This window comes from Levilactobacillus tongjiangensis (assembly GCF_003946345.1).
GTDB lineage: Bacteria > Bacillota > Bacilli > Lactobacillales > Lactobacillaceae > Levilactobacillus > Levilactobacillus tongjiangensis.
The window spans coordinates 40,027-64,197 of sequence record NZ_RHNY01000006.1 but is presented as its reverse complement, the minus strand read 5'-3'; the positions used below and the strand labels follow the sequence as shown (position 1 = coordinate 64,197).

Here is a 24,171-nt window from a genome sequence, read left to right as displayed (position 1 = left end):
CTAAGTATCCTCCTTGATTTCAGTACGTCTGGCTAATCAGCCAACACCCGCACCCCTTGAACAATGACGTTTACTGAGTTTGCGTTAACCCCCAGCATCGTTTCCAGGTTATATTTAACTTTAGATTGAACGTTCCGTGATACTTCAGAAATCTTGGTTCCGTAGCTGACGATAATAAAGACGTCAATTGCTACGCCATTTTCTTCCTGTCGCACAACAACACCGCGGGCGTAGTTCTCCCGCCGTAAAATATCGTTAACGTTGTCACGGATTTGATTTTTGCTTGCCATGCCCACGACACCATAATTATCAGTCGCGGCACCCCCAACTACGGTCGCAATCACTTCATTCGTGATATCAATTGTTCCGTACTGAGTCTTAATCTTTACGGCCATGGAAATAGCCTCCTTGTCTGGTTGTAGAATCTTAACAGAGATTAATCTTACCACAACCCGCGCAAAAATAGAAATAGGAACTCTTAAAAGCACGCCCTGACGGTAAATAAGTGTCAAGCAAATTTACTTGAAAGAAAATATTGCGTTCCGCAAAATAGTATGGTAAATTAGTCAGGTGAGTAAAAAGCACTGCTTTTTTAAAGTAATGAATCCACAAAGGAGGGTTTACGCCATGGCAAAGGATTTTATCAACGGTAAGCGGACGCGCTTCGGTAACAAGCGTTCCCACGCTTTAAATTCATCTCGTCGCGCTTGGAAGCCGAACTTGCAAAAGGTTCGCATCTTGGTGGACGGTAAGCCGAAGAAGGTCTGGATTTCTGCCCGGACTCTGAAATCAGGTAATGTAACCCGCGTTTAGTTATAAACACGGTTATATAAGAAAAAGCACGAGCCAGTTCGCTGGTTCGTGCTTTTTTTGTGTCTCCTCCACTTGAAAGCGGTTATCACTGCAACCTCAAGTGAAAAGGTTTCATGTATCCGCCGGTCAATTTTTACTTAATATACTGCTATTTACTGAAGATTGGAAGTTCGAAAACCGTTATCAAGCCCGGAATAGCAAGTCGTTATAGGCTTAAAATTGGTCTCACCCAGCCACCTGCGGCGGTCAGAGATTCCGCCTGCTGTGGGGAACGCCTCCGGCCTGAAAAGCGGTCCTGCGGCTCGGTTTGAAGCCTGGAAAACCACCAGTCTCCAAACGCGTCCCACGCTGTAAGCCGAAAATCGGCTAACACCGTCGACACAGCTGGCTCCACCTCTGACCCCCTCCGGTTAAACAGGTTCTTGAAAACTAAGTTAGATTAGATGCCTGAGTGACAGTACTTCCTAAATTTTATTGGCGCGCCACTAGGTTGCCAAGAGTCAGTCGAATTTGGCAAACGTTAAGGTGGTACTTCTCCACAATATCTGACTAACTCCCAACACCCAAATTTTGTTGTATCAGGCATATGGCAAATAATACTTAGCAATCGAAGAAACTGGCTTTCAAAATCAGGTTTCTACTAGAAATTTTAAATCAAAAAAGAAATTATTTTTTCTTCAATTCAATTTAGCAATTCTGCAAAAAGTTAACTTGCACCCTGCATTAACAACCACCAATTTCCCTATATCAGGTTGGTCAGGTTGAAAATCACTCTTACTATGTCACGACCAACCACCTAATATTTCAAAATACATCAATGTAGCCGGAGGTTGCCAGGACTGGGACCGGCGGTGTCGATGGTGTTAGTTTGGGTGGGCTCTGCCCGAACTTACACCATGGGGCAAGCTTGGAGACTTGCGTGGTCTGCGAAAGGCTTCAAGTTGAGCTGGAGGACCGCTTCTCAGGCCGGAAGCGACCCCACAGCCGGTTCCAGTCCTGGCAGCCGCAGGCGGCACAACAAAAAACTCGCAGTCACCGCAAGTTTAGCGGTAACCACGAGTAATTTAAACCTTATTCATGCCGAGCTTCGTAAGTATCACAGCTTTGAATAACGCAGAGTAAACCGGTATCGAACTGAAATTCACCAGTCTTCCCCACAAACTCATTGCTAGCAAACGAAATCGGATATGGAATCGGTTCATTGTGTAGCTGATACTTTTCATTGATCAGGCTTAAATGGTCAATGGGAGTTAAAGGAATGAACGCCAGATAATTTTTATCTGGCTCCTTCTCCAACGTGTAATGACCAGGGAGGTAGAACGAAATCGTATTTTGCTTATCGATCAGACGAATCTGACTGGCATAAGCCTTAAATTGCGGTTCCAACACCAAAAACAGGTTGGCCAGAAAATGGTCGATTCGACCACCGGTGGCACCGTAGATGTCTACCCGTTCAGCAGCATAGTCGTTAAACGCAACTGACACGGCCATTTGGGTATCCGTAAAATCTTTTTCAGGTTGGGATTGCCGAATGTCTTTCACATTCCGGCGTACCCGTTGCAACTCCGGCGCTGCTAGGGAATCAAAGTCCCCAATAGCAGCTACCGGTTGGACATTATTATCGATCAACCGTAACGTCCCCCGGTCAACGCCAATCCAGGGGCCAACGATATTCTCAGCGAAGTCGGCCGGCCAATTGGCCTTGGGACCGCCCACGAGTAGATTAAACGTTCCGCCCCGTAGCATTACTTCGTTGCGTCCTTTAAGGCTTTGATCCGAGCAGCTGGGTCGTCTGCGTTGAAGACGTATGAACCAGCCACTGCAACGGTCGCACCAGCCTTGGCACAGTCAACAACGGTTTGGTCGTTGACTCCACCATCAACTTCGATATCGAAGTCATAGCCTTTTTCCTTCTTGATTGCGTCCAATTCAGCAATCTTGGAAACCGTGCTTTGTAAGAACTTCTGACCACCAAAACCAGGGTTAACGGTCATGACCAAAACTTGGCCAACCATGTCTAAGACTGGCAGGATGGCGGAAACTGGTGTCCCAGGGTTGATAACAACTTCTGGCGTAGCACCAGCGTTTTGGATCATTTGTAAGGCCCGGTGAATGTGTGGCGTTGCTTCAACGTGGACACCGATGATGTCAGCGCCAGCCTTGGCAAAGTCTTCAACGTAACGTTCTGGATTTTGAACCATCATGTGAACGTCTAAGACCATCTTCGTGATTGGCCGAATCGCCTTGACCCAACCTGGACCGTAAGATAATGCAGGGACGAAGCTACCGTCCATGATGTCGATGTGTAAGACCTCTGCTCCAGCTTGGTCCACCTTTTCGATATCTGGTTGTAAGTTGACATAATCGGCACTTAAAATTGAAGGCGCTACTTTAATCATAAATTCTCTTCCTCATTTCTTCTTGTTATAAATTGGTTTTTGATTCTTTAACAACGTAAGTAATAACAGGTAGTTATCATACCGGCTTTGCATCAAATCGCCAGCGGCTAAGGCGTCCTTGACGGCACACCCTGGCTCATTGACGTGAACGCAACCCCGGAAACGACACCCACTGGATAGGGCCAAGAACTCTGGAAAATACTGCCCAAGCTCCCGGTAATCGATAGTCAAGGTGTCATATGACGAGAACCCTGGCGTATCGGCCACTAACCCGCCGGCCACCGGCATCAGACTCACTTTACGCGTCGTATGCCGGCCCCGATTCAAGGCCGTGGAAATCTCACCGGTCGCCAACGTTAGCTCTGGTGAAATGTGGTTCAGCAGCGTGGACTTCCCCGCACCGGTCTGTCCCATAATCACGGTCTCCTTGTCAGCCAGCGTGGCCTTCAGTTGATCTAGACCTGCCGTCGCAAATGGTTCCCGGGTCAGGCACACCTGATAACCGATCTTTCGGTAACCCGCTGCCAGTTCTTCAAACTCCTGGTACCGGGCATCTTCAATCAAGTCAGTCTTCGTAAAGTAGATAACTGGCTGAATACCACTGACCTCAAGCGCAATCAGCTGACGATCCAATAAATTGGTCGAAAATTCTGGCGCCGCGACCGCCGTCACGACGACTCCCTGATCAATGTTAGAAACGGGTGGCCGGGTCAATGAATTATCCCGCGGTAAGATTTCTAAAATGTAGCCTTCCTTGGGCGTTGAACTCTCAAACGTCACGCGATCCCCCACCAATGGTGTGATCCGCCGCTTGCGAAAATTCCCCCGCGCACGGGTCCGGTACATTTTACCGTCACTGAAAACGTCATAGAAGCCGCTCAGCGATTGGCGAATTTGTCCCTCTGACATGCAGCACCTCCTTTATTCTTGTGTTTCTATCTGGCTGATTCTACACAAAAGCTCAGTCCTCTTTCATTATAAAAGAACTGAGCGTTAAATGCAGGCTTTTTCCTAATTTTTCGTGACATGATTATCTGAAGCAATGACGTGGCCGTCACGAACGACCTTATAAGCGCCCGATTTGCCCGCCGCTACCGTAAATGGCAGGGTCACCGTCGTATCCGCTGTAATCGTCATCTGTTTGTAGATTGAACTTAGCCCGTGGTCCTGATCCTTCAAATAAATCTGAACCAAGTTGGCCGTCGATGACGAACTACTGCTACTGCTATCTGAATCGTCAGCCGCATCGCTCTCATCTGAACTATCATCAAACGGAATCTTAACGTTAACACTGAACTTATCGGTACTCGTACTATCAGCCTTTTGCTCACCACGCGAAATCGTCAGTGTCACTTCATCACCTTCGTGAACCACGGCGCCCTCACCTGGTGACTGCTTAATGACGTGGTCCTTGGCAACGTCGGTTGAATAGGCGTACTGGAAGGCCAGGTTCAAGTTGTGATCAGTGGCATACTTCTGTGCTTGGGCTTTCGTCTTGTTTGACAGGTCGGCCAACGTGACGGTCGCCGAGCCAGTCGACACACTAAAAGTCATGTCGCTGTTCGCCGGTACCACGTTTTTGCCGGCCGCAATGCTCTGTTGGATAATTTTCCCAGCCGGCACGCTACTGGAGTGCACGGACTCACGGTGAACCGTGAAGCCCAACGCCTCCAGTTTGGCTGCCGTGCTCGCGTACGAATCGCCCTGGTAGTTGCCCAGCTTGAACCGCTTGGGGCCTGTGCTGATCCACAGGTCGACCGCCGACTGCCGTTTGAGCTGCGTTCCTGAACGCGGTTCCGTCCGCACGACCCGGTTGACCTTAACCTTGCTGCTAGCTGTCTTGTGGACCTCACCAACAGTCAAATGAGCCGTTTTAAGCTCGGTACGTGCCGTTGCTTCCTTCCGACCAATGACGCTTGGCACACTGGTCATCTGGGGCTTAAAAATGGCCATGCCAATTAAAACACCCAAGATCAGTAGCAATGCAACCAATCCAGCCAGCAAAAATTTTCGCCGACGGGGGTGGCGTGACTTCTTCCGTTTCTTTTTGCCCTTAGCCGGGGTCGAGTCATCTTGTGTCATAGTGGCCGCCGCAGATGAGTCTTCTGGTTCAGACTTGGTGGCCGCAGAAGCGGGTAACGGTGCGGAGCTTAACGCACTCGCCGGCAAGACCTTCGTCTCACCGTCATCGTCATTGGCTGGCACAAACTTAACCTCGCCCGCCCGTTTGGGTGATAACGACGTCTTCAAGTCTTCCGCCATGCTTTCAACATCAGTGTAGCGGTCCGCTGGTCGTTTAGACGTCGCCTTCAAGACCACGTTTTCCAACGCCTGCGGAATCCGCGGGTCAATGTCTCTGACGGACGGAATCTCCGACTGGAAGTGCTTCAGGGCAATGGAAACAGCCGTCTCACCTTCAAACGGCACGGTGCCCGTCAACATTTCGTAAAGCATGATGCCCAGCGAGTAGATGTCGGATTGCTTCGTCGCCATCCCTCCACGGGCCTGTTCAGGCGACAGGTAGTGAACGGAGCCTAAAACGGTATTGGTTTGCGTCAAGCTGTGTTCTGACAGGGCCACCGCAATCCCGAAATCGGTGATCTTAGCTACCCGGTTGCGATCGATCAGAATGTTTTGGGGCTTTAGGTCCCGGTGAATAATGTTGTGTTCATGGGCCATCTTCACGGCACTCAGGATCTGCTCCATGATCTGGATGACCTCTTGATAAGCAATTGGAAAGTGGTCCTTAATGTACGCCTTTAGGTCGGTTCCCTCGACGTACTCCATGACCAGGTACTGCATTCCATTTTCCTCGCCCACGTCGTAGACCTGAACGATGTTGGAATGAACCAGTTCGGTGGCTGCCAACGCTTCACGCTGGAACCGTCGAATCGTCCCGGGATCGTCTCTTAAATCGAGGCGCAGCAGCTTGACCGAGACATCCCGGTCAAGAATCAAATCATGTGCTAAGTAAACGTTGGCCATACCGCCTTCGCCCAGAGCGCGGATGATACGGTAGCGGCCATTTAGCGTATAACCGGTCCGCATTAGTCAGCCACCTCCTGCCCCGAGTTGGTGATCAGTAAGACCGTAATATTGTCCAAGCCACCGGCAGCGTTGGCCAAGTTAACCAAATCATCACACTTTTCAGTGGGCGTCAGGTCACTTAACAACACGTCTTTAATGGCTGCATCATCGACCATATTGGTCAAGCCATCGGTACAGAGCATGAGTTGGTCGCCCCTGACTAACGGGTACGTGTTGAGGTCAAAGCGGGCGTCCGTTGAGATTCCCAGTGAACGAATGATGACGTTCTTTTGGGGATGGTGCCGCGCAGCCTGCTTACTGATTTCACCGCGTTTAACCAACTCGTTGACCAACGAATGGTCCTCAGTCAGTTGGCGTAAAACGTCATCTCGCAGGAGGTAAGCGCGTGAATCACCAATGCTGGCAATGACGACCTCATCCGTAAAGTACAGGGCTGCCACCAGGGTCGTGCCCATGCCGTTTAAATCTGCAAACTGGTTGGACTTGTCGATGATCGACTGATTTTCTGCCGTGATTTCAGTGGTGATCCAGTCACGAGCAGCCGCAGGGGTGGTTAAGTGAGTCTGTTCAAACTCATGCCCCAGGTGGGACACCGCCATGGCACTTGCCACGTCGCCCCCCTGGTGACCGCCGATGCCATCCGCAATAATGGCCAGATGCTGACCAGCTTGGTTGGTATATACATCGACGTAGTCTTCGTTATCATTGCGTTGCTTCCCAATGGACGTTCGGTATGCGACTTCCATTAGCACTCACCCCTACTTCTTACGACGAAAGGCACTCACGAAGAAACCATCGGAATCAAAATCATCCGGATAGATCTTTAAGGTATCGTTCGTGCGATCATCTTTCAGTTGTTGACTAGTCTCGACCCGCATGGACTCGAATTCAGGATGGTCCGCCAGGAACTTGGTGGCGACGTCCGTGTTTTCCGTGTCCAAAATGGTGCAGGTACTGTAGACCAAGATACCATTAGGCTTAACCTTGGCGCTCACGGCGTCCAAGATTCCTAACTGTACCCGTTGTAATGATTGGATATCTTCAGGCGTTTTTTCGTAACGAATTTCTGGTTTCCGACGAATCAGGCCTAGCCCAGAACAAGGCGCATCGACTAGAATTCGGTCGAACATTTTCTTGGGATAAGCCTGGTCGATTTCCCGGGCATCCAAGGCGACGGCATCCACGCGGTCAGCCACGTGTAGCCGTTCCGCGTTGGCTTCGATCAGAGCTACTTTCTTGGGATGCAGATCCAAAGCAGTGACCTTACCACCTGAATGAGCATCGAGGTGCGCAGCGATTTGGGTGGTCTTCCCACCAGGTGCCGCACAGGCATCCAACACCTGATCACCAGGTCGAATCTGTAAAGCTTCTACTGGTAACATGGCACTCTCATCTTGAATCGTCAGGCGACCATCAGCAAATGCTTTGCTTTGGTTAGCTGCAGCATCGTCCAAACGGAAGGCATCCCCTGCCACTTCACTGTGAGTGACTGTGTAACCTTCGTCGTTTAACGCCTGTTCAACGGCTTCGACCGTGGTAACCGCAACGTTGACACGTACGGATTGTTCAGCTGGTTGGTTAATAGTCTCTAAGATCTTCAAGGTCTTGTCGGCACCAACTTGTTCCTGTAAGGCCGTGATCAACCATTCGGGAACTGAGTATTGCAGGCTTAGACACTTGGTTGGGTCTTTAATGGCCGCAATGTCTGGTAACCCTTGACGGTCCATGGCGTGCAGTACACCCGTGACAAACCGTCGGATGCCTTCGTGACCCCGGTCCTTAGCCAATTGAATGGCTTCGTTAAAGATGGCCCGCTTGGGAACACGGTCCAAGTAGATTTCTTGATAGAGTGCGACTAACAACGTCATTTTTACCCAGGGTAAAACTTTTTGGTTGGGCTTAACGAAGCCCTCCAAATAGTATTCCAAGGTCAGTCGGTGTTGAATAGTCCCGTAGACCAAGTTGGTCACAAAGCGCCGGTCAACGTCACTCAACGCGTGACTTTCCAGAGTTTGTTCCAATTGTAAGTTTGAGTAGGCCCCGTTAGCGACCCGTGTTAAAGCCTCGACCGCTAAGGCCCGAGGAGTTGTATTTTTCGTCATTATTCTGCCACCTGTTCACCAACGGCTAATTCATCCGTGGTCCCGTTTAGAAAGTCTGTAATGCTTAATTTTGGTTTCCCTGCTGGTTGTAATTCTTCCAGACTGATAACGCCGTGTTCCCCAGTTGCAATCGCTAAATGATGCTTGTCGCGACTCACAACTTGACCGGGCTTAAGATCGGTCTGTTCATCTAAAACGGCCACCCGCCAGAGCTTAGTCTGGACACCATTTAGGTAAATATGAGCCGTTGGAAATGGCCGTAATGCCCGCACCTTGCAGTCAAACAACCGGGCACTCAACGTGATATCGACTCGTTCCTCATCGGACTTGATGGTTGGTGAGAAGCTGACCTGGTCCTCATCCTGCTTCACTGGTGTTATTTCACCGGCTAACAGCTTCGGCAGTGTCTCCAAAAGGAGGTCGCGACCCAAGTCACTGAGCTTATCAAACATGCTGCCAACGTCATCCTGATCCGTGATAGGAATGGCCTTTTGCGAAAGAATATCACCGGCGTCCATTTTCTTTTCCATGAACATGATGGAAACCCCAGTCTCCTTATCACCATTCATGATGGCGTAGTGGACTGGCGCACCACCACGGTACTTTGGCAGCAAAGAGGCGTGCACGTTGACCGCCGCCACCTTAGCCGCCTTCAACAGCTTCGTTGGCAAGAATTGACCGAACGCCGCCGTGACGATTAGGTCCGGCGCGAGGTCGATGGCCTGCTGCATCTCTGGACTACCCGAAATCTTTTCGGGTTGAAGCACCTCGATATTGTGGTCGACAGCGACTTGCTTGACTGGTGAAGCCGTCAACACGTGCTTCCGGCCAACGCGGCGATCCGGTTGGGTCACCACGGCCAAAACGTCGTAGTCGTGTTCGATCAAACTACTCAGAATGGGCGCTGAAAATTGGGGAGTCCCCATAAAAATTACTGAAGTCATCTTGCACCATACTTTCTTTATCTACATAAAATTCATTGGTTCTGAATCAATCGTTACGGACAAGCCATGCCGAGCTGGTACTTGGGCGGCCTGTCGAATCTGTTCGAGAACTGGCTTTAACTGCGGTTCTTGCTTATATTTGATCACAACTTGATAATAATACTTCCGCTTGACCCGTGCAATCGCCTTGGGAGTAGGCCCCAGAATAATCGCATCGGGACTGAGTCCCTTCTTTAGGGCCGCCACAATTTGAAACATGGCTTTGGCCGCCACGGCTTCTTCCTCATGGCTCGCTGTCAGTTGGACCGCAAAGTAGTACGGCGGATAGCTTCCCTGATGCCGCATGTGCATCTCCGTAACGAAGAAGCGCTCGTAGTCTTGTTGTTGCGCCAGTTGAATAGCGTAATGGTCCGGATTAAACGTCTGGATGAAAACCTCACCAGGCTTGCTAGCCCGTCCAGCCCGGCCACTGACCTGAGTCAACAGCTGAAAGGTTCGTTCACTCGCCCGAAAGTCTGGTAGACCCAGAGCAGTGTCGGCGTTTAACACGCCAACCAGCGTAACGTTAGGAAAGTCTAGTCCCTTGGCAATCATTTGCGTCCCGAGTAGGATATCTGCTTCGTGCTTGCCAAATTTCTGCAAGATTCGTTCGTGAGCACCCTTTCGTCGGGTAGAGTCAACATCCATCCGGAGAATGTTAGCGCTAGGAAACTCGCGTTGCAGGGCTTGTTCTACCTTTTGCGTCCCAGTGCCGTAGTACCGAATCTTGCGGCTATGGCAGTTCGGACAAACGTGAGGAATTGCTTCCTCATGCCCACAGTAGTGGCACTTCATGGTATGCGTGTCCATGTGCAGCGTCAGCGAAATATCACAGTTAGGACACTTCAACACGAACCCGCAGTCCCGACACATGACAAAGGAAGAAAAACCCCGCCGGTTCAGCAACAAAACAATCTGTTCGTGCCGGTCCAACCGCGTTTGAATAGCCGTTAACAACGGCTGTGAGAAGTCACCCTCGCTCCGCTGCTTAACCTCCTCACGCATATCAACGATGTGCACGGGGGGCAATGGCCGGTCATTGACCCGCTTGGCTAACACAAGCCGCGTGTACAGACCCTTGGCAGCTCGGGCTCGCGTCTCCAAGGACGGGGTCGCACTGCCTAACACGACGGGGCACTGGTTGTACTGCCCCCGCCAGAGCGCAACGTCCCGAGCGTGGTAGCGCGGATTTTCATCTTGCTTATAACTACTTTCATGTTCCTCATCCATGATAATGATTCCCAGATTCTTGACGGGCGCAAACACGGCTGAACGTGCACCCACAACAACGGTGGCTTCACCACTGTCGATGCGGCGCCATTCGTCATACTGTTCACCCTTAGACAAGCCACTGTGCAAGACAGCCACGCGTTGGCCAAACCGGGCTTTCACGCGGTTGACCATTTGGGGCGTCAACGCAATTTCTGGGACCAGCATCAAAGCTGTGCGTCCCTGATTCAGGGCAACAGCGATGCTTTGGAGATACACTTCTGTCTTTCCACTACCAGTAACCCCTTCGACCAAGAAGTTTTGAACTTTCTGTTGGTCGATTGCCGTGGTGATCTGATCAACGGCTACCTGTTGCTCAGCGTTTAATTTTAACGGTTGTGTCGGTTTCACCGGTTGATGAAATGGATCGCGGTAAACCTCAATCTGTTGCTTCGTGAGCCAGCCTTTATCAGCGGCCGTGTTGATGACCGCCGCACTGACGCCCGCCCGGTGCACGATTTGTGATTGTGCGACTGGTGTGTCGGGAGTCATGGTCTGCAGATATGCCAATAAATCGGCCTGCTTAGGCGCCTTCTTCGCAACCGTCACTTGAATCTCCTGCAACTTGGAAACCGGTAACGCCGGCGTAATCCCAGTTGTCGTCTTAGCGGCCGCCCGGTCCTTGACCTGATAGACCACTTCCACCTTACCCGCGCGCTGAAGCTTTAACAAGCCAGACACGGTTTGATCATCGAGCTTGGCTGCATCGAATTCACGGGGAGCGCCGTCTGGAAAGTACGTGGCCATTTCAGTGGCCGTCAAGGGAGTCGTTGGCTGAATAAAGCGCTCCGTCTGGGCCTTCAGCAAGTTTGGCAACATGGTTTGAATGCAAGTAATTCGAAAGGCATAGGTCGTATCGGCCAGCCAATCGGCTAATTGTTGTAACTCCGTATTCAAGACGGGCGCTAAGTCGAGCACACTTTGAATGGACTTGAGCTGCCCGTCAAAATTGGTGACGTCACTCAAACCCACGACCACGCCGGAAACCACCCGTTTACCGCGGCCAAAGGGAACCGTGACCCGCATGCCAACCTCAACCTGATGTTCAAGTTCGGCTGGGATGGCGTAGGAATAAGGGTCGTTCGTTTGCATGGTGGGAACGTCCACTAATACTTGACCAATCTGGGCCATGGTGTGTCACCTCACTTCTTCACTAATAATTGCGCTAAGCGGTCCACGAGGGCCGTTGCGATAATGGCCTTGCTGGCCTTAGGCGTCTGATCCGTGCTACCATCTGGTGAAATGAAGGTGACCTGATTGTCATCTCCGTTAAAGCCAATGTCCTTCCGGGAGACGTCGTTAGCAGCCAACAGGTCTAAGGACTTGCTAGCCAGTTTCTTTTGACCGTTAGCCAACAGATTTTGCGTTTCAGCCGCAAAACCGATGGTCACTTGGTCGGGCCGCTTAATACCAGCGACCTGTTTTAAAATATCTGGTGTTTTCTTTAATTTTAAGATCAATTCGTCATTAGCTGGCGTCTTTTTGATTTTCTGATCAGCAGTCGTTTCAGGTTGAAAGTCTGCAACAGCCGCCGCCATGACTAGCGCATCTGCCTTAGGGAAACGTTCCAACACGGCGTTGGACAGGTCTGTGGTACTCTGAATCGGTACAACGGTCACCCCAGCCGGCGCCGTTAAGTTAGTCGGTGCGGTGATCAACGTCACCGTTGCCCCGGCTTGTCGAGCGGCATTAGCCACGGCATACCCCATTTTACCGGAAGAATCGTTGGTTAGGAAGCGAACAGGATCTAAACGTTCTCGCGTCCCCCCAGCCGTGACGATGACTGATTTACCAGCTAAGGTCTGTTCCCCGAACAGGGCCAGGCCATCAACTTGGGTCACAATGTCGGCGGGCTCTAGAAACCGACCTTGACCAGAATATCCCTCGGCCAAGGCACCGGTAGCGGGCGTCAAAACGTGCACGCCATCGGCCTGTAGCTGGTGATAGTTACGCTGGGTGGCTGGTGCCTGCCACATATGGCTGTTCATGGCGGGAACCACGACTTTAGGCGCCGCCGTCGCTAACCAAGTGGCACTCGCTGCGTCATCGGCTAGTCCGTTAGCCAGTTGCGCCATAAGATTGGCTGAAGCGGGGGCTACAATCGCCAGGTCAGTCCAGTCGGCCAGTTCAATGTGGTCGATGTTACCATCGGCCTGCCACCAACCAGTTTCAGTTAGCACCGGATGCTTAGTGAGTGCCGCAAAAGTTGCCGCGGTAATAAACTTGGCAGCGGCGGCCGTTAAAACAACGCGGACGTCGGCACCAGCGCGTTGTAAGTCTCTTGCAAGTGTGGCGGCCTTATAACTCGCAACGCTGCCACCAACGGTTAACGTAATGTGCTTTTCTTCAAACATGGTTCCCCTCCATTAAACGTTTTATGATAAAAAAAGCCAGATTACCAAACGGCAACCTGGTTCTTACTGAAGCGCCAAAACTAGGCGTCCAGATCCTTTTCGTCCGGATCAATCATTAAAGCTCCGGCCGCAATTTCTTCAAGGGCCCGGCCAATCGTCTTAGGCGACTTGTAGTCGGTCAAAAGTGGCTTAGCACCGGCGTCTAATTCGTGTGCCCGCTTGCTAGCCAGCATAATCAAAGAATACCGTGAATCCACTTGTGCTAATAAATCATCAACTGAGGGATAGAGTAGCATTTTTTATTCGTCTCCAATCATTTGTTCGTAATCCGGCATGACCCGGGTTACCCGTAACCGTTCGCTCCGAATAATCATCTGAATCCGGTCGACCGCCTTCGTGACCTCGTCGTTTACCACGGCGTAATCGTAGTTGCGCATCATCCGAATCTCACCAACGGCCTTCTTGATTCGCTTGTTAATGACGTCCATGGCGTCCGTTCCCCGACCAATCAGGCGATGCTTCAGTTCCATTAAGTCTGGTGGCGTCAAGAACACGAAGACTGCGTCTGGACAGTTTGCGCGAACCTGCATGGCACCATTGACTTCAATTTCCAAGAAAACATCTTTTCCCTGGTCTAGGGTCTCATTTACATATTTTAACGGGGTACCATAGTAGTTGTCAACATACTTGGCGTACTCCAGCATCTCACCATTACGAATATTCTCCTCAAATTCTTCCTTGGAGACAAAGTAATAATCGACGCCATTGACTTCGCCCTCTCGCGGTTGACGAGTCGTCATCGAAATGGAGTAAGAAAAGTCTGTCGCACCGGTCTCAAATAACGCCTTGCGAACGGTTCCTTTGCCGACTCCGGAAGGACCGGAGAGAACAATGAGCATTCCACGTTTAGCCATCGTTTAAAAATCCCTTCAATAAATATTTATTTATGGGAACGTAAGCCTTAATCGTCGACTCAGGCTTACCGACCCGTTTAAAGCCAGAATTACCTGACTTGAACTATAATCTATAGGATACTATATTACCACTATTCAGCGTTGAAAAGGGACATTCGGTCTTAGTTTCTCGAAAAAAGTCGTAAATCACACAAATTATTTGAAAGAGAACAAAAAGACTTGCTATTTCAAACGTGTGTTCGTATAATATAAATACAAACAAATGTTCGAGGTGATCAGCATGCAAAATTTAAACGCAACCGGTGCCGCCCTGTCTGATCGGGTCGCCACGGTTTACAAGGAACTGTTCAGTAGTCTTCCCGTCATTGACGGTGAAGTCGTTCAGCCCCAGATGCCCGTAACTCAACTCAGCTACTTTATTCAGCAGGCACTCGACCGCCACTACTTAGTCCGATTACAATTTAAGAGCGCACCAGACACTGCCCCTGCTACGGCCATTGGCCATTTGAAGCAAGACACCGCTGGTCACCTCATTTTAAAGCAAACCCAACAGTTGACCACCATAGTGGCAGAAAACCTGCTCCGGTCAGTCCAACGCGTTAAATAAGCTAGTCACTAACGACCACGATAGAAAGCTATTTCTACCGTGGTCGTTTTTTGTCTCTTAACGGCTGTTGACACAAAAACCAGCTAGGCTATCGGCCCAACTGATTTCAAATTAACCGTTATTTAGTTGCGTCGTTCACGCCGCCATTGCCAGAAACTAAGGCCAAAACCGAGTAAAAGGACACCGCCTAAAACGGCAAAGATGCTCTTGGCTTCACTAGTCTGTGGTAATAGATGCTTGGCTGCTGAGATAAGATTCCCATCCCCAACAGGATGCTTGGATGATGAACTAGCACTTGGTGTTGCGGTTGCACCGGTCATACCACTGTTGTCGGAAGAACTGGTAGATGATGTACTGGAAGAACTAGTTGAAACACTGGGCGTCACACTAATTTTGGAATGATTGCCACCACTTGATGATGTCGAGTTGCTGCTAGAACCAGAGTTAGAATCCGAACTGGAATCTGACCCCGAGTGTGAACTGGATTTAGAATCTGAACCAGAATTTGATCCGGAATTTGAGCCTGAGCTTGAACCAGAACTAGAACCTGAATTGGAACCAGAATTGGAATCTGAACTGGAATTTGAGCCCGAGCTTGAACCAGAACTTGAATCGGAGCCAGAACCTGAATTGGAATCTGAACTGGAACTTGAGTCCGAACTTGCACTAGAACTTGCACTAGAACTTGAACTTGAACTTGAATCAGATTCAGAACCTGAATTGGAATCTGAACTGGAACTTGAGTCTGAGCTTGAACTTGAACTTGAACTTGAACTTGAACTCAATACATCTTCCTGCGTGACGGCCACAGCTGCAGGTACAGCTGCTTGTGTATCTTCAATTGTAAATTGCTTAGGCTCACCAACCTTATACCCAGTTGGTGCCGCCGTTTCAACGAACTCATACGTCCCTGGTGCCAGACCATTCACAGTAAACGTCCCGTCATCCCCGGTTGTATAAGTATTGGTACCAATGGCATTGCCATCCTTATCAGCCAATTGGAACACGGCACCCTTTAACTTCTCGCCAGAATCCTTGTCTATCTTGGTCAAAGTTACGGAACCTTGGGTATCTGTCTGCGATACATCCACGTGTGAATCTGTGTTTTGTGGTCCAATACTAAATGGAACTGTTGCTGGATTTATTTGATAGCCTTTAGGTGCCGCCGTTTCAACAAACTGATAGTCACCAACTTCCAAGGACGTACTATTAATTTGTCCCTTTGAATCGGTGACCAAATGGGTCTGATAATCAGTAAACAAGCCATCACTGTTCTTCTTCTGGAGTGTATAAGTTGCACCAGGTAAAAGACTGCCCGTAGTCGCGTCCTTCTTAGTCAACGTCACACTGCCAATGTACGTCACATCAATTTCTGCGCTACCGCCCCACGGAGCGTCCTTATGGGTATCAGCCGTTATATTCGGCGTGGCTGGATTTGAACCGGAACCAGAACCAGTTCCGGCACTTCCCGTTTCACCGTCTTCGGCTTCCAAGCCTACATAATTCCCAAAGTAGCCAGCCGTTTGTCCAGTCAAGCTACTAGAATCAACCTTGGCGTAGTAAGACAGAGTGACTTTCTTGGTGACGTTTTTAAACACCATCTTTATTTGTGACCCGGTCACCTCGACGGTTGGCGTTAGTTTAGTCCCGTCTTCATCATTTGCCGTAACACCATGTTCACTATCAAAGCTCTGATAGCCACCGAGATCATCCGTTAACGTCACCGTCCCCATATTTTCTTCTTTGGGATTAAAAACAATCTGCCAAACAACTCGGGTCGGAATCTTATTAGCATCATAATCATCCTTTTGAACCCAACCGTTCTTGGCAATCACATAGTCATTTCCACCACCAGAAGTGTCCGTAGCGTTCCCGGTCGCGTTAATTTTCATCGTTCCCTTATTATAGGTATTCACGTTAGCGAGCTTATCATTAAAGGTGATTTCCCCCGTTGTAGCATCAGCGTCAATCGAAAAACTACCAATAGTTGTCGCTGACTGGTCACCAGTCTTAACATCAAAACCGATTGGCCCATGACCAGCTGTTGTCGGCAAAGTAACGGTTGCTGTGTCACCATCTTTAATATTGGTCCCATTCGTCACTGTCCAATCATAATACAATTGATAGCTCTGACCAGAAAGCAGTGGTGAATCCTTTGGCACTTCCGTGTAGGTATTACTATCACCAGTTTGTTCCATAATTTTGCTAGGTGCATCTAACCCCTGCACCTGACCGTCAATACTGTCTGCCGACGCAGACCCCTGAAAACCAAATAAAACTATAAAAGTAACTAAAAACCCCAAACTCCATGCTGCCAATTTCTTTCCCATGATGCCACACCTCTTCCGGTTTGTTACTTTAATTAACTTAAGTATAATCCAAAAAGTGGTATAAATTAAATATAAATTTAATAGTAACCTGAACTAATCTCCAAATTAACTACTGCCCGTGTGAATGACAGCATTAAAAAAGACTGGTTACCCAGTCTCACAATTAACTTTCATACCACTGAACCATTCATTGAACAGCTAATTTACGTGCTTTGTTTTCTGTTTATTTCGTTTAGTCTTAGCCTCATCTGCCAATCCCAGCAGTTCACTAGCATGTTCCAACGCTAGCTTCGTTACCTGAGTGCCGGCAGACATCCGGGCAATTTCATCGACCCGTGCCTTATCTCCCAAACGAGTTAGGCTCGTTTCGGTCCGCTCACCCACAATTTTCTTCGCAATGAAGTAGTGGTGATCGGCCATCGCCGCCACCTGTGGCAAATGCGTGATACAGAGCACCTGTGACGCCCGGGCAATACCACTGATTTTTTCGGCGATTGCCTGAGCAACTCGGCCACTGACTCCGGTATCGACCTCATCAAAGATAATCGACGTCACGCCCTGCGATTCGGAGAAAATCGTCTTAAGCGCTAGCATGATTCGGGAAAGCTCCCCACCGGAAGCAATCTTAGCTAACGGCCGCATAGCCTCGCCAGGGTTGGTCCGTAGATAAAATTCCACGTGATCCAGTCCTGTACTTAAAATCGGTTGGCCCTTGGACCGTGTAAAATGCACGGCAAAAACCGTCTTATCCATGTAGAGGTCCGCCAATTCACCGTGAATAGCGGCTTCTAACTTGGTAGCGGCTTGTTTCCGGGCCTTACTGAGCTGTTCGCCAATCTGTAACAGGGCCGACCGCTGTTCAGCAACCTGACCTTCTAAATCGTCGGCCTGCTCATCGGTGGATTGCATCTGTTTCAGTTCTACAGAAATCTTATCAAAGTAGCTCAACACTTGTTCTTCAGAATCACCGTACTTACGCTTCAGTTGGTTAATGACGTCCAAACGACGTTCAATTTCATCCAAACGACCCTCGTCCCATTCCAACAGATCCAGTTGAGAGGAGACGTCCCCCACGGCGTCATTTAGGGCATAGTAGGCCGTCTCTAAGCTACTAGCAATCTGCTTAAAGGCGGGATCAAAGTCCGCAATGGCCTGCATAGCCTGCATGGCACTACTGATTTGATCATTCGCTCCGGGAGTCGTATCCTCCCCCGACAACAGGAGCTGTGTCCGCTGTAGGCCGTCGTTGATCTTCTGGAAATTATCCAGGCGATCCCGCTCCGCAATTAGCTCCGTCTCTTCACCCGCCTGTAGATTAGCTGATTCGATTTCATTGACCTGAAACTTCAACATATCGAGATGCTGGGCCCATTCCTTTTCGTTAGTCCGCTTATTTTCCAACGTAGCTTGAACCTGTACATAACGTTGATAGGTCTTTTGATAGCGCTGGCGTAAGTCAGCAATCTTATCCCCGGCAAACTCATCGAGCATCCCCAGATGTTTTTCTGGTTGCATGAGTTCCTGGTGCTCGTTTTGCCCGTGAATGTCGACCGCCGTTTCGCCAATCCGTTTCAAAGTATTGGTGTTAACCAACATCCCATTGACCCGACAGGTATTGCGACCATTTTGATGAATTTCACGCTGCAAAATGACGCTTCCATCATCGTGATCAATTCCCAAATCGTCTAAAACGCGATAGGTGGCCCCACCATGTGGAAACGAAAAGCTCCCCTGGATGATGGCCTTATCGGTCCCCGTCCGCACAAAGTTGGCTGAGCCGCGGCCCCCGGCCAATAAGCCCACTGCATCAATGATAATGGACTTCCCAGCACCGGTTTCCCCGGTCAGAACAGTCATGCCTTTCTTAAAGGCAACGTCCAACTGGTCAATAATCGCAAAATTTTTAATTGAAAGCTCCTGTAACACGTTTTGGCCTCCTAAAATAAAACGACCACCGCTGCTTCGTCAGCGCTAATGCTGGTGAGTCAATCGTGGTCGGTGTCTTAATCCGCAAGCATGCGGTCAATCGTTTTTTCTAGTTGTAGGGCGCCTTGATGGTTGACGCACACCGTCAAAACGGAACTGTCATCGCCCACCGTACCAAATACAAAGTCATACCGCATCTGATCCAGCAACGAAGCAATCACGGGGCCGTTACCTGGCAAAACCTTTAAAATCGTAAATTGATCTTGCACCGCAAAGGAAATATAGGCGTTCTGCAAGGTTCGCTGCAATTTCTTTTGCGTATCGATTTTCTTTTGCACGGGTAAACTATACCGGTAACCACCAGAATCAGCTGGTAACTTGACCAACTGCATTTCCTTAATGTCCCGTGAGATGGTGGCCTGCGTCACGTGAATCTCGTCTTCAGCTAACAGCCGCACAAAATCCTCTTGTCGTTCAATTTCTCGGGTCGTCAGTAGCCGCTTAAGTAATTGCTGACGTTCTTGCTTCTTCATACCTAGCCCCCCTTATGTGATAAAAATGCATAATCTTATCATATACCAGACCTAAGTATTTGGAAAGCATATTCTCATAATTTTCTCATAATCTACTGATTTAGGCCTTTATAAGCATTGTCAATAGTATGTTCCACTGAGACAGAACTTGCAACAACTGCATGTTTATCAACTGACTGTAAGTGGACTAAAAACTCAATATTTCCCTCACCACCACGAATTGGCGAGAAATCAAGTCCTAAGACACTATAACCAGTGGCCAACGCAAAATCCAAAATCCCGGTTACCACGGATTCATGGACTCGCCGTTCTCGAACGATACCATGCTGACCGACGTCTTCCCGATCCGCTTCAAATTGCGGTTTTATCAGGGCAACCACTTCCCCATTCTCAGGCAGAATGCCCTTCAATGGCGGTAGAATCAGTCGTAATGAAATAAATGACACGTCAATTGACGCAAACGTCGGTTGTCCCTGTGTGAAGTCGGCTAACTTACTGTAACGGAAGTTGGTATGTTCCATCACAATGACGCGGGGGTCCTGCCGTAGTTTCCAAACTAATTGATTACTACCAACATCCAGCGCATAGCTAAGTTTGGCCCCATTTTGCAGCATGACATCCGTAAACCCACCGGTTGAAGACCCAATGTCCAAGACGGTGCGATCTTGAACGCTAATGTTAAAGCTTTCAAGCGCCTTAGCCAGTTTAAATCCGCCCCGTGAAACGTATGGGAGCGGATGGCCCTTTAAATGGAGCTCGGTATCTGCCGGAATCATTGAGCCCGGTTTATCCAGTCGCTCTTCGTTGGTCCCCAGGATCTCACCCGCCATTACGGCGCGTTTTGCCTCATCCAATGAGGTGTAAAGGCCCTGTTCAACTAAGAGGTCAGCGACGCGTTTCTTTTTCATCTATTTTCCACCCGTTTCGTGTCAAAGTAACTAAAGAATGCGGCCAATTGATTCCGGGCAGCACTAGCTGGCAACGCCCGTAAAGCCGTTTGACCGACCTGAATCGTGTCGATCAGGGCTTGGTTGGCCCCTTGCAGCCCAAGCTTACCTGGATACGTATTCTTGGCTTCACCGGCATCCTTCTGCGTTGCCTTACCCAACTCTTGTGGCGTACTGACCACATCCAAAATATCATCATAAATTTGAAACGCCAGTCCAAAGGCGTCCGCAAATTGAAGGTAAGGTTCCCATTGATTTTGCGGTGTTTCACTCAGAATCAAACCAGCCTGAACTGCGAAATGCAGCAACGCGCCAGTCTTTTCTTTATGCAGAACTCGTAATCGTGCCAATGGCAGATCCACGTGTTCAGACTGAATGTCCTTCGCTTGACCTGCGACCATGCCGTGAGGCCCCGCCGCCTGGGCGAGCGCCAGGGTCAAAGCCGCTTGGGTCTGCGCTGGCAAATCCGTTGCCGTTAGCCACTGAAAAGCCAACGTCAGCAAGCCGTCGCCAGCTAAGGTGGCCATCCCCGCGCCAAATTTAACGTGATTAGTGGGTTCACCCCGACGCAAATCATCATTGTCCATGGCCGGTAAATCGTCATGGATCAGTGAATAAGTGTGCAAAAGTTCTAAGGCCATCACCGGTCGCCAGTGCCGCTCAGAATCAAAAGAGACGCCACGCGCCTGCATGGTCGCCACGGTCAGTAAGGGCCGCAGCCGCTTGCCGCCAGCCAAAACTGAATACTGCATAGCTTCAGCCAAACGTGCATCCCCACTATCCGCAGCAATCGCTGCCGCCAAGGGCGCGTTCAATTGTGGGACCCAGGTCGTTTCGAATTCTTTTAACTGCGCATCAATCGGCATCACCCGTGCCCCCTTGTGGCGCCTCAAAGGCCACTTCTTGGTCTGAATCATTCATCATAGTCGTCAATGTTTTCTCGGCGTCCTGCAGTGTCGCCTGTAGGTCTTTACTGAGCGCAACGCCCTTTTGGAATTGATCTAAAGCTTGTTCCAAAGGAATATCGCCTTGTTCGAGTTGAGAAACAATGGTTTCCAGGGTCGTTAAATTTTCTTCAAAGGTTGGTTTCTTATCTTCACTCATGTGTATCCTCCGATGCTGGTTTAATTGCCGTAATGTTGGCTTCAGCGGTCCCATCACTCAGGTGAATGGTCGCTTTAGCCGGTTTCAAGGCACTGACCTGACGTACAACGTGATTGTCCTGCGTCACGTAACTATAGCCACGCCCCATAATTTTTAAGGGACTTAGGTAGTCTAACCCATTAATTAACTGTGCAACGCGTTCTTGTTTCGTCGCCAAATACCGTTTGACTTCCGTATTTAACCGCGCACTAGTCTGGTTCACCGTTAGTTGATCACGGTGAACCCGTTCCAATGGCGACTGGCTGACCAATCCCTGCTTAGCCAACTGAAAACGCTGGCTCTGTTGGCGCAACGTGGTTTGCAGGTTACGCGTTAATCCCTGCTGAGCTCGGTCGAGTCGTTGCAAATAGGTCTCGTATAACCGCTGTGGCTGCCGAAAAACGTACGCGGTCATAAGTTTTTTTAACCGTTCACGTTGGAAATTAAGGCGGTTACTCATCGCATTGTAGAGCCGCGTGCGCTCTTGCTGGAGCTTAAGCAGTTCATCGTTCAAGACCGGAACCGCTAACTCCGCCGCAGCCGTTGGCGTAGCTGCGCGTACATCGGCCACCAGGTCAGCAATCGTCGTATCAGTTTCATGACCAACGGACGAAATCACTGGGAGTTCACTGGCAGCAATCGCTCGAGCCACACTCTCTTCGTTAAATGGCCAGAGGTCCTCAATCGATCCACCACCCCGACCAATAATCAGCGTGTCAAAGTTTCCCGCCGCGTTCGCACGTTGAATTTGGCGAACGATGTCGGGCGCCGCAGCGTCACCCTGAACTACCGCCGGATACAGCACAATTTGGGCAATCGGGTAACGCCGACGCGCAGTCGTAATAATATCACGGATAACGGCACCGCTAGGACTCGTTACCACGGCAATTCGTTTTGGAAAACGCGGTAATGGCCGCTTGGGCGCATCAAACAAGCCCTCCGCAGCCAGTTTTTTCTTCAACTGTTCGTACGCCTGATAGAGCTGGCCAATACCATCTGGCTCCATGCGTTCCACGTAGATTTGATAACTCCCACTGGGTTCATACAGGGAAATTCGCCCGGTCACGAGGACCTTCATCCCAACTTCAGGCGTAAATTTTAATTTTTCAAAGGCTGATTTAAACATGATGGCACTGATTTTTGCGTGGTCATCCTTGAGACTGAAATATTGATGTGCATGTGGTCGCAGACGAAAGTTAGAAATTTCCCCCGTCAGATAGACCTTGCCCAAGTATGGATCCACGTCAAACTTACGCTTTAGATACTGTGTCAGCGCCGTGACCGTCAGATAATCATTTGTCGCCAAGTTATTCACTCCACTCACATAAATCAACAGTTTGTTCCATCAAGGTGGCAATCGTCATCGGCCCAACACCACCGGGTACCGGCGTAATGGCTGCAGTTTTCTCCGCAACGCCATCAAAATCGACATCTCCGGTCAGTTTGCCGTTTTCGTCGCGGTCCATTCCCACGTCAATGACGATGGCACCAGGCTTTACATCTTTTTCTTTGATCAGATGTGCAACACCGGTCGCAACGACTAAAACATCGGCGGTCCGGGTCAATTCGCTTAAATTCTTCGTATAAATATGGGCCACACTAACCGTCATGTCGGCATTCAACAGCATTGCTGCCATTGGCCGGCCAACGATCATACTCCGACCAACCACCACCGCGTGTTTGCCTCGTAAGTGGACAGGTAAAGAATGCAGCATCGTCATGATGCCCCGCGGGGTGCACGAAACCGGATGATTCCCGGGCAGATTAGCAAACAGCCGCCCCACGTTCAAGGGGTGGAACCCATCAACATCCTTAGCCGGATCGATAGCCGCTACAATAGCCTGTTCATCCAATCCCACTGGTAACGGAGATTGCACCAAAATTCCGTGAACGCTAGGATCCACGTTGTAGGTTTCAACGATGGCCAACAGTTCTTCCTGACTAACCGTTGCGGGGAGTTCCCGCACAATAGAGTTGATACCCAATTGTGTTGCCTTACGGTGCTTGTTACGCACATAAATGGCACTGGCTGGATCATCCCCCACGATGATCACCACGAGCCCAGGAACGCGTCCACGTTCTTTCAGTGCGGATACCCGTTCCTTAGTCTTTGCGTTAACTTCCTTAGCAAGTTGCTTGCCATCGATGATGGTCGTCATGAAGCTCGTCCTCCCCAAAATTTAAAGTTACCTATTATTTTAGCATATTCGCCAGCAAAACGGGACCGAACACCTCAGTTCAGGTCGCACTTTTAGTTTAACCAATCGGATGTTCTCCAACCGGTCAAATAAGTTACCTACTCATTTCCATTCAGAATAGTCTCCGTGAATCTGACCAGTCCAATGAACCTGATTTCTAAGCCTTGACCTAATTAGTCGCACTCCGGAGGCCAGAGATGTCGCCTGCTGTGAGGACGCTTCAGACTGGAAGAATACCAGTCTTCTCGCTCGCTTTGAAGCCACGAAAAACCCGTGTCTTCAAAGTCGCCCGTGCTGTAAGTTGGAAAATCACCAGCAAACACCACTTTCACGGCTGGCGACATCTCTGGCCTCCTCCGGCTCTGATTGTGGTGTAATATATTTCTTGCTAACAGAGTTTACTGGAACCATGCGTAACGGTCTAACCGATAGCAGACAGCTCTAGCAAAATACTGTATAAGCCAAGGGACTGCCAGACGTGGACTCAGGCGTATCGTTCTGCTTGGTCAGTAGATGTTCTTCCAAATTGGCTTAGCTGAAGACCATGCCTGAAAACTCACTTCTTTCGAGGTTTCAAGTTGCGTCTGCACCGTTTCAGCCCATAT

At 49.7% G+C, this 24,171-nt stretch carries 22 protein-coding genes; 2 read left to right on the top strand and 20 right to left on the bottom strand.

What is annotated here, in order from left to right:
* Positions 1–32: 32 nt before the first annotated feature.
* The gene (locus tag EKM75_RS04745; RefSeq protein WP_125684039.1) at positions 33–395 is read right to left on the bottom strand and encodes an Asp23/Gls24 family envelope stress response protein; all 363 of its coding nucleotides are present in this window, start codon (positions 393–395) and stop codon (positions 33–35) included.
* A gap of 232 nt (positions 396–627) precedes the next feature.
* On the opposite strand from EKM75_RS04745, the gene rpmB reads away from it, so the two are divergent.
* Positions 628–813, top strand: coding sequence for a 50S ribosomal protein L28 (gene rpmB / locus EKM75_RS04740; protein WP_125684041.1), 186 nt, complete (start codon positions 628–630; stop codon positions 811–813).
* Positions 814–1,884: 1,071 nt separating this feature from the next.
* On the opposite strand, the gene EKM75_RS04735 is transcribed toward rpmB, so the two are convergent.
* The 11 genes from EKM75_RS04735 to gmk form a co-directional block, all read right to left on the bottom strand.
* Positions 1,885–2,559: a thiamine diphosphokinase gene (locus tag EKM75_RS04735; protein ID WP_125692540.1), complete on the bottom strand. Its 675-nt coding sequence runs from the start codon at positions 2,557–2,559 to the stop codon at positions 1,885–1,887.
* Positions 2,559–3,212 (bottom strand): ribulose-phosphate 3-epimerase, encoded by a 654-nt coding sequence (gene rpe, locus EKM75_RS04730; protein WP_125684044.1) that lies wholly within the window; start codon positions 3,210–3,212, stop codon positions 2,559–2,561. Before rpe ends, EKM75_RS04735 begins: the two co-directional genes overlap by 1 nt.
* A gap of 12 nt (positions 3,213–3,224) precedes the next feature.
* Positions 3,225–4,121 carry a ribosome small subunit-dependent GTPase A gene (rsgA, locus tag EKM75_RS04725; RefSeq protein WP_125692538.1) on the bottom strand — a complete coding sequence of 299 codons (897 nt, stop codon included), beginning with the start codon at positions 4,119–4,121 and terminating at the stop codon, positions 3,225–3,227.
* A gap of 102 nt (positions 4,122–4,223) precedes the next feature.
* The gene (gene pknB / locus EKM75_RS04720; protein ID WP_125692536.1) at positions 4,224–6,260 is read right to left on the bottom strand and encodes a Stk1 family PASTA domain-containing Ser/Thr kinase; all 2,037 of its coding nucleotides are present in this window, start codon (positions 6,258–6,260) and stop codon (positions 4,224–4,226) included.
* Positions 6,260–7,006, bottom strand: a complete 747-nt coding sequence (locus EKM75_RS04715) for a Stp1/IreP family PP2C-type Ser/Thr phosphatase (protein ID WP_125692534.1) — start codon at positions 7,004–7,006, stop codon at positions 6,260–6,262. Before EKM75_RS04715 ends, pknB begins: the two co-directional genes overlap by 1 nt.
* Before the next feature lie 12 nt (positions 7,007–7,018).
* Positions 7,019–8,362, bottom strand: coding sequence for a 16S rRNA (cytosine(967)-C(5))-methyltransferase RsmB (gene rsmB / locus EKM75_RS04710; RefSeq protein ID WP_125692532.1), 1,344 nt, complete (start codon positions 8,360–8,362; stop codon positions 7,019–7,021).
* Positions 8,362–9,306, bottom strand: a complete 945-nt coding sequence (gene fmt, locus EKM75_RS04705; RefSeq protein ID WP_125692530.1) for a methionyl-tRNA formyltransferase — start codon at positions 9,304–9,306, stop codon at positions 8,362–8,364. Before fmt ends, rsmB begins: the two co-directional genes overlap by 1 nt.
* A 21-nt stretch (positions 9,307–9,327) precedes the next feature.
* Entirely contained in the window at positions 9,328–11,745 is a 2,418-nt protein-coding gene (gene priA, locus EKM75_RS04700) for a primosomal protein N' (RefSeq protein ID WP_125692528.1), read from the bottom strand.
* An 11-nt stretch (positions 11,746–11,756) separates the two neighbouring features.
* Positions 11,757–12,968 carry a bifunctional phosphopantothenoylcysteine decarboxylase/phosphopantothenate--cysteine ligase CoaBC gene (coaBC, locus tag EKM75_RS04695; protein WP_125692526.1) on the bottom strand — a complete coding sequence of 404 codons (1,212 nt, stop codon included), beginning with the start codon at positions 12,966–12,968 and terminating at the stop codon, positions 11,757–11,759.
* 80 nt (positions 12,969–13,048) lie between these two features.
* On the bottom strand, positions 13,049–13,264 hold the full coding sequence (rpoZ, locus tag EKM75_RS04690) for a DNA-directed RNA polymerase subunit omega (protein WP_061776946.1): 216 nt from the start codon (positions 13,262–13,264) through the stop codon (positions 13,049–13,051).
* A gap of 3 nt (positions 13,265–13,267) precedes the next feature.
* The gene (gmk, locus tag EKM75_RS04685; RefSeq protein ID WP_125684060.1) at positions 13,268–13,882 is read right to left on the bottom strand and encodes a guanylate kinase; all 615 of its coding nucleotides are present in this window, start codon (positions 13,880–13,882) and stop codon (positions 13,268–13,270) included.
* 280 nt (positions 13,883–14,162) lie between these two features.
* On the opposite strand from gmk, the gene EKM75_RS04680 reads away from it, so the two are divergent.
* Positions 14,163–14,489: a hypothetical protein gene (locus tag EKM75_RS04680; RefSeq protein ID WP_125692524.1), complete on the top strand. Its 327-nt coding sequence runs from the start codon at positions 14,163–14,165 to the stop codon at positions 14,487–14,489.
* A 122-nt stretch (positions 14,490–14,611) separates the two neighbouring features.
* Here the strand turns inward: EKM75_RS04680 and EKM75_RS04675 are convergent, their stop codons facing one another.
* From EKM75_RS04675 to folD, 8 genes are all read right to left on the bottom strand, one after another.
* Positions 14,612–16,819: a SpaA isopeptide-forming pilin-related protein gene (locus EKM75_RS04675; RefSeq protein WP_125692522.1), complete on the bottom strand. Its 2,208-nt coding sequence runs from the start codon at positions 16,817–16,819 to the stop codon at positions 14,612–14,614.
* Between the two features lie 198 nt (positions 16,820–17,017).
* Positions 17,018–18,745, bottom strand: a complete 1,728-nt coding sequence (gene recN, locus EKM75_RS04670; protein ID WP_125692520.1) for a DNA repair protein RecN — start codon at positions 18,743–18,745, stop codon at positions 17,018–17,020.
* 77 nt (positions 18,746–18,822) lie between these two features.
* Positions 18,823–19,278 (bottom strand): arginine repressor, encoded by a 456-nt coding sequence (locus EKM75_RS04665; RefSeq protein WP_125692518.1) that lies wholly within the window; start codon positions 19,276–19,278, stop codon positions 18,823–18,825.
* A gap of 92 nt (positions 19,279–19,370) precedes the next feature.
* Positions 19,371–20,186 (bottom strand): TlyA family RNA methyltransferase, encoded by an 816-nt coding sequence (locus EKM75_RS04660; protein WP_125692516.1) that lies wholly within the window; start codon positions 20,184–20,186, stop codon positions 19,371–19,373.
* Entirely contained in the window at positions 20,183–21,091 is a 909-nt protein-coding gene (locus EKM75_RS04655) for a polyprenyl synthetase family protein (protein ID WP_125692513.1), read from the bottom strand. The genes EKM75_RS04660 and EKM75_RS04655 overlap by 4 nt, the downstream gene beginning before the upstream one ends.
* A complete protein-coding gene (locus EKM75_RS04650) occupies positions 21,081–21,329 on the bottom strand; it encodes an exodeoxyribonuclease VII small subunit (RefSeq protein WP_125692511.1) in 249 nt (82 codons plus the stop codon). Before EKM75_RS04650 ends, EKM75_RS04655 begins: the two co-directional genes overlap by 11 nt.
* On the bottom strand, positions 21,322–22,674 hold the full coding sequence (gene xseA, locus EKM75_RS04645; RefSeq protein ID WP_125692509.1) for an exodeoxyribonuclease VII large subunit: 1,353 nt from the start codon (positions 22,672–22,674) through the stop codon (positions 21,322–21,324). Before xseA ends, EKM75_RS04650 begins: the two co-directional genes overlap by 8 nt.
* Before the next feature lies 1 nt (position 22,675).
* The gene (gene folD / locus EKM75_RS04640; RefSeq protein WP_125692507.1) at positions 22,676–23,527 is read right to left on the bottom strand and encodes a bifunctional methylenetetrahydrofolate dehydrogenase/methenyltetrahydrofolate cyclohydrolase FolD; all 852 of its coding nucleotides are present in this window, start codon (positions 23,525–23,527) and stop codon (positions 22,676–22,678) included.
* Positions 23,528–24,171 lie beyond the last annotated feature (644 nt).

What these genes read in the sequence shown, in the direction of transcription:
- rpoZ (WP_061776946.1), bottom strand. Translation starts at nt 13,264, where the DNA reads ATGCTACTCTATCCCTCAGTTGATGATTTATTAGCACAAGTGGATTCA.
- folD (WP_125692507.1), bottom strand. Translation starts at nt 23,527, where the DNA reads ATGACGACCATCATCGATGGCAAGCAACTTGCTAAGGAAGTTAACGCA.
- coaBC (WP_125692526.1), bottom strand. Translation starts at nt 12,968, where the DNA reads ATGTTTGAAGAAAAGCACATTACGTTAACCGTTGGTGGCAGCGTTGCG.
- EKM75_RS04680 (WP_125692524.1), top strand. Translation starts at nt 14,163, where the DNA reads ATGCAAAATTTAAACGCAACCGGTGCCGCCCTGTCTGATCGGGTCGCC.
- fmt (WP_125692530.1), bottom strand. Translation starts at nt 9,306, where the DNA reads ATGACTTCAGTAATTTTTATGGGGACTCCCCAATTTTCAGCGCCCATT.
- EKM75_RS04655 (WP_125692513.1), bottom strand. Translation starts at nt 21,091, where the DNA reads ATGCCGATTGATGCGCAGTTAAAAGAATTCGAAACGACCTGGGTCCCA.
- priA (WP_125692528.1), bottom strand. Translation starts at nt 11,745, where the DNA reads ATGGCCCAGATTGGTCAAGTATTAGTGGACGTTCCCACCATGCAAACG.
- EKM75_RS04715 (WP_125692534.1), bottom strand. Translation starts at nt 7,006, where the DNA reads ATGGAAGTCGCATACCGAACGTCCATTGGGAAGCAACGCAATGATAAC.
- EKM75_RS04650 (WP_125692511.1), bottom strand. Translation starts at nt 21,329, where the DNA reads ATGAGTGAAGATAAGAAACCAACCTTTGAAGAAAATTTAACGACCCTG.
- rsmB (WP_125692532.1), bottom strand. Translation starts at nt 8,362, where the DNA reads ATGACGAAAAATACAACTCCTCGGGCCTTAGCGGTCGAGGCTTTAACA.
- rsgA (WP_125692538.1), bottom strand. Translation starts at nt 4,121, where the DNA reads ATGTCAGAGGGACAAATTCGCCAATCGCTGAGCGGCTTCTATGACGTT.
- EKM75_RS04675 (WP_125692522.1), bottom strand. Translation starts at nt 16,819, where the DNA reads ATGGGAAAGAAATTGGCAGCATGGAGTTTGGGGTTTTTAGTTACTTTT.
- EKM75_RS04745 (WP_125684039.1), bottom strand. Translation starts at nt 395, where the DNA reads ATGGCCGTAAAGATTAAGACTCAGTACGGAACAATTGATATCACGAAT.
- EKM75_RS04735 (WP_125692540.1), bottom strand. Translation starts at nt 2,559, where the DNA reads ATGCTACGGGGCGGAACGTTTAATCTACTCGTGGGCGGTCCCAAGGCC.
- rpe (WP_125684044.1), bottom strand. Translation starts at nt 3,212, where the DNA reads ATGATTAAAGTAGCGCCTTCAATTTTAAGTGCCGATTATGTCAACTTA.
- pknB (WP_125692536.1), bottom strand. Translation starts at nt 6,260, where the DNA reads ATGCGGACCGGTTATACGCTAAATGGCCGCTACCGTATCATCCGCGCT.
- EKM75_RS04665 (WP_125692518.1), bottom strand. Translation starts at nt 19,278, where the DNA reads ATGAAGAAGCAAGAACGTCAGCAATTACTTAAGCGGCTACTGACGACC.
- rpmB (WP_125684041.1), top strand. Translation starts at nt 628, where the DNA reads ATGGCAAAGGATTTTATCAACGGTAAGCGGACGCGCTTCGGTAACAAG.
- gmk (WP_125684060.1), bottom strand. Translation starts at nt 13,882, where the DNA reads ATGGCTAAACGTGGAATGCTCATTGTTCTCTCCGGTCCTTCCGGAGTC.
- EKM75_RS04660 (WP_125692516.1), bottom strand. Translation starts at nt 20,186, where the DNA reads ATGAAAAAGAAACGCGTCGCTGACCTCTTAGTTGAACAGGGCCTTTAC.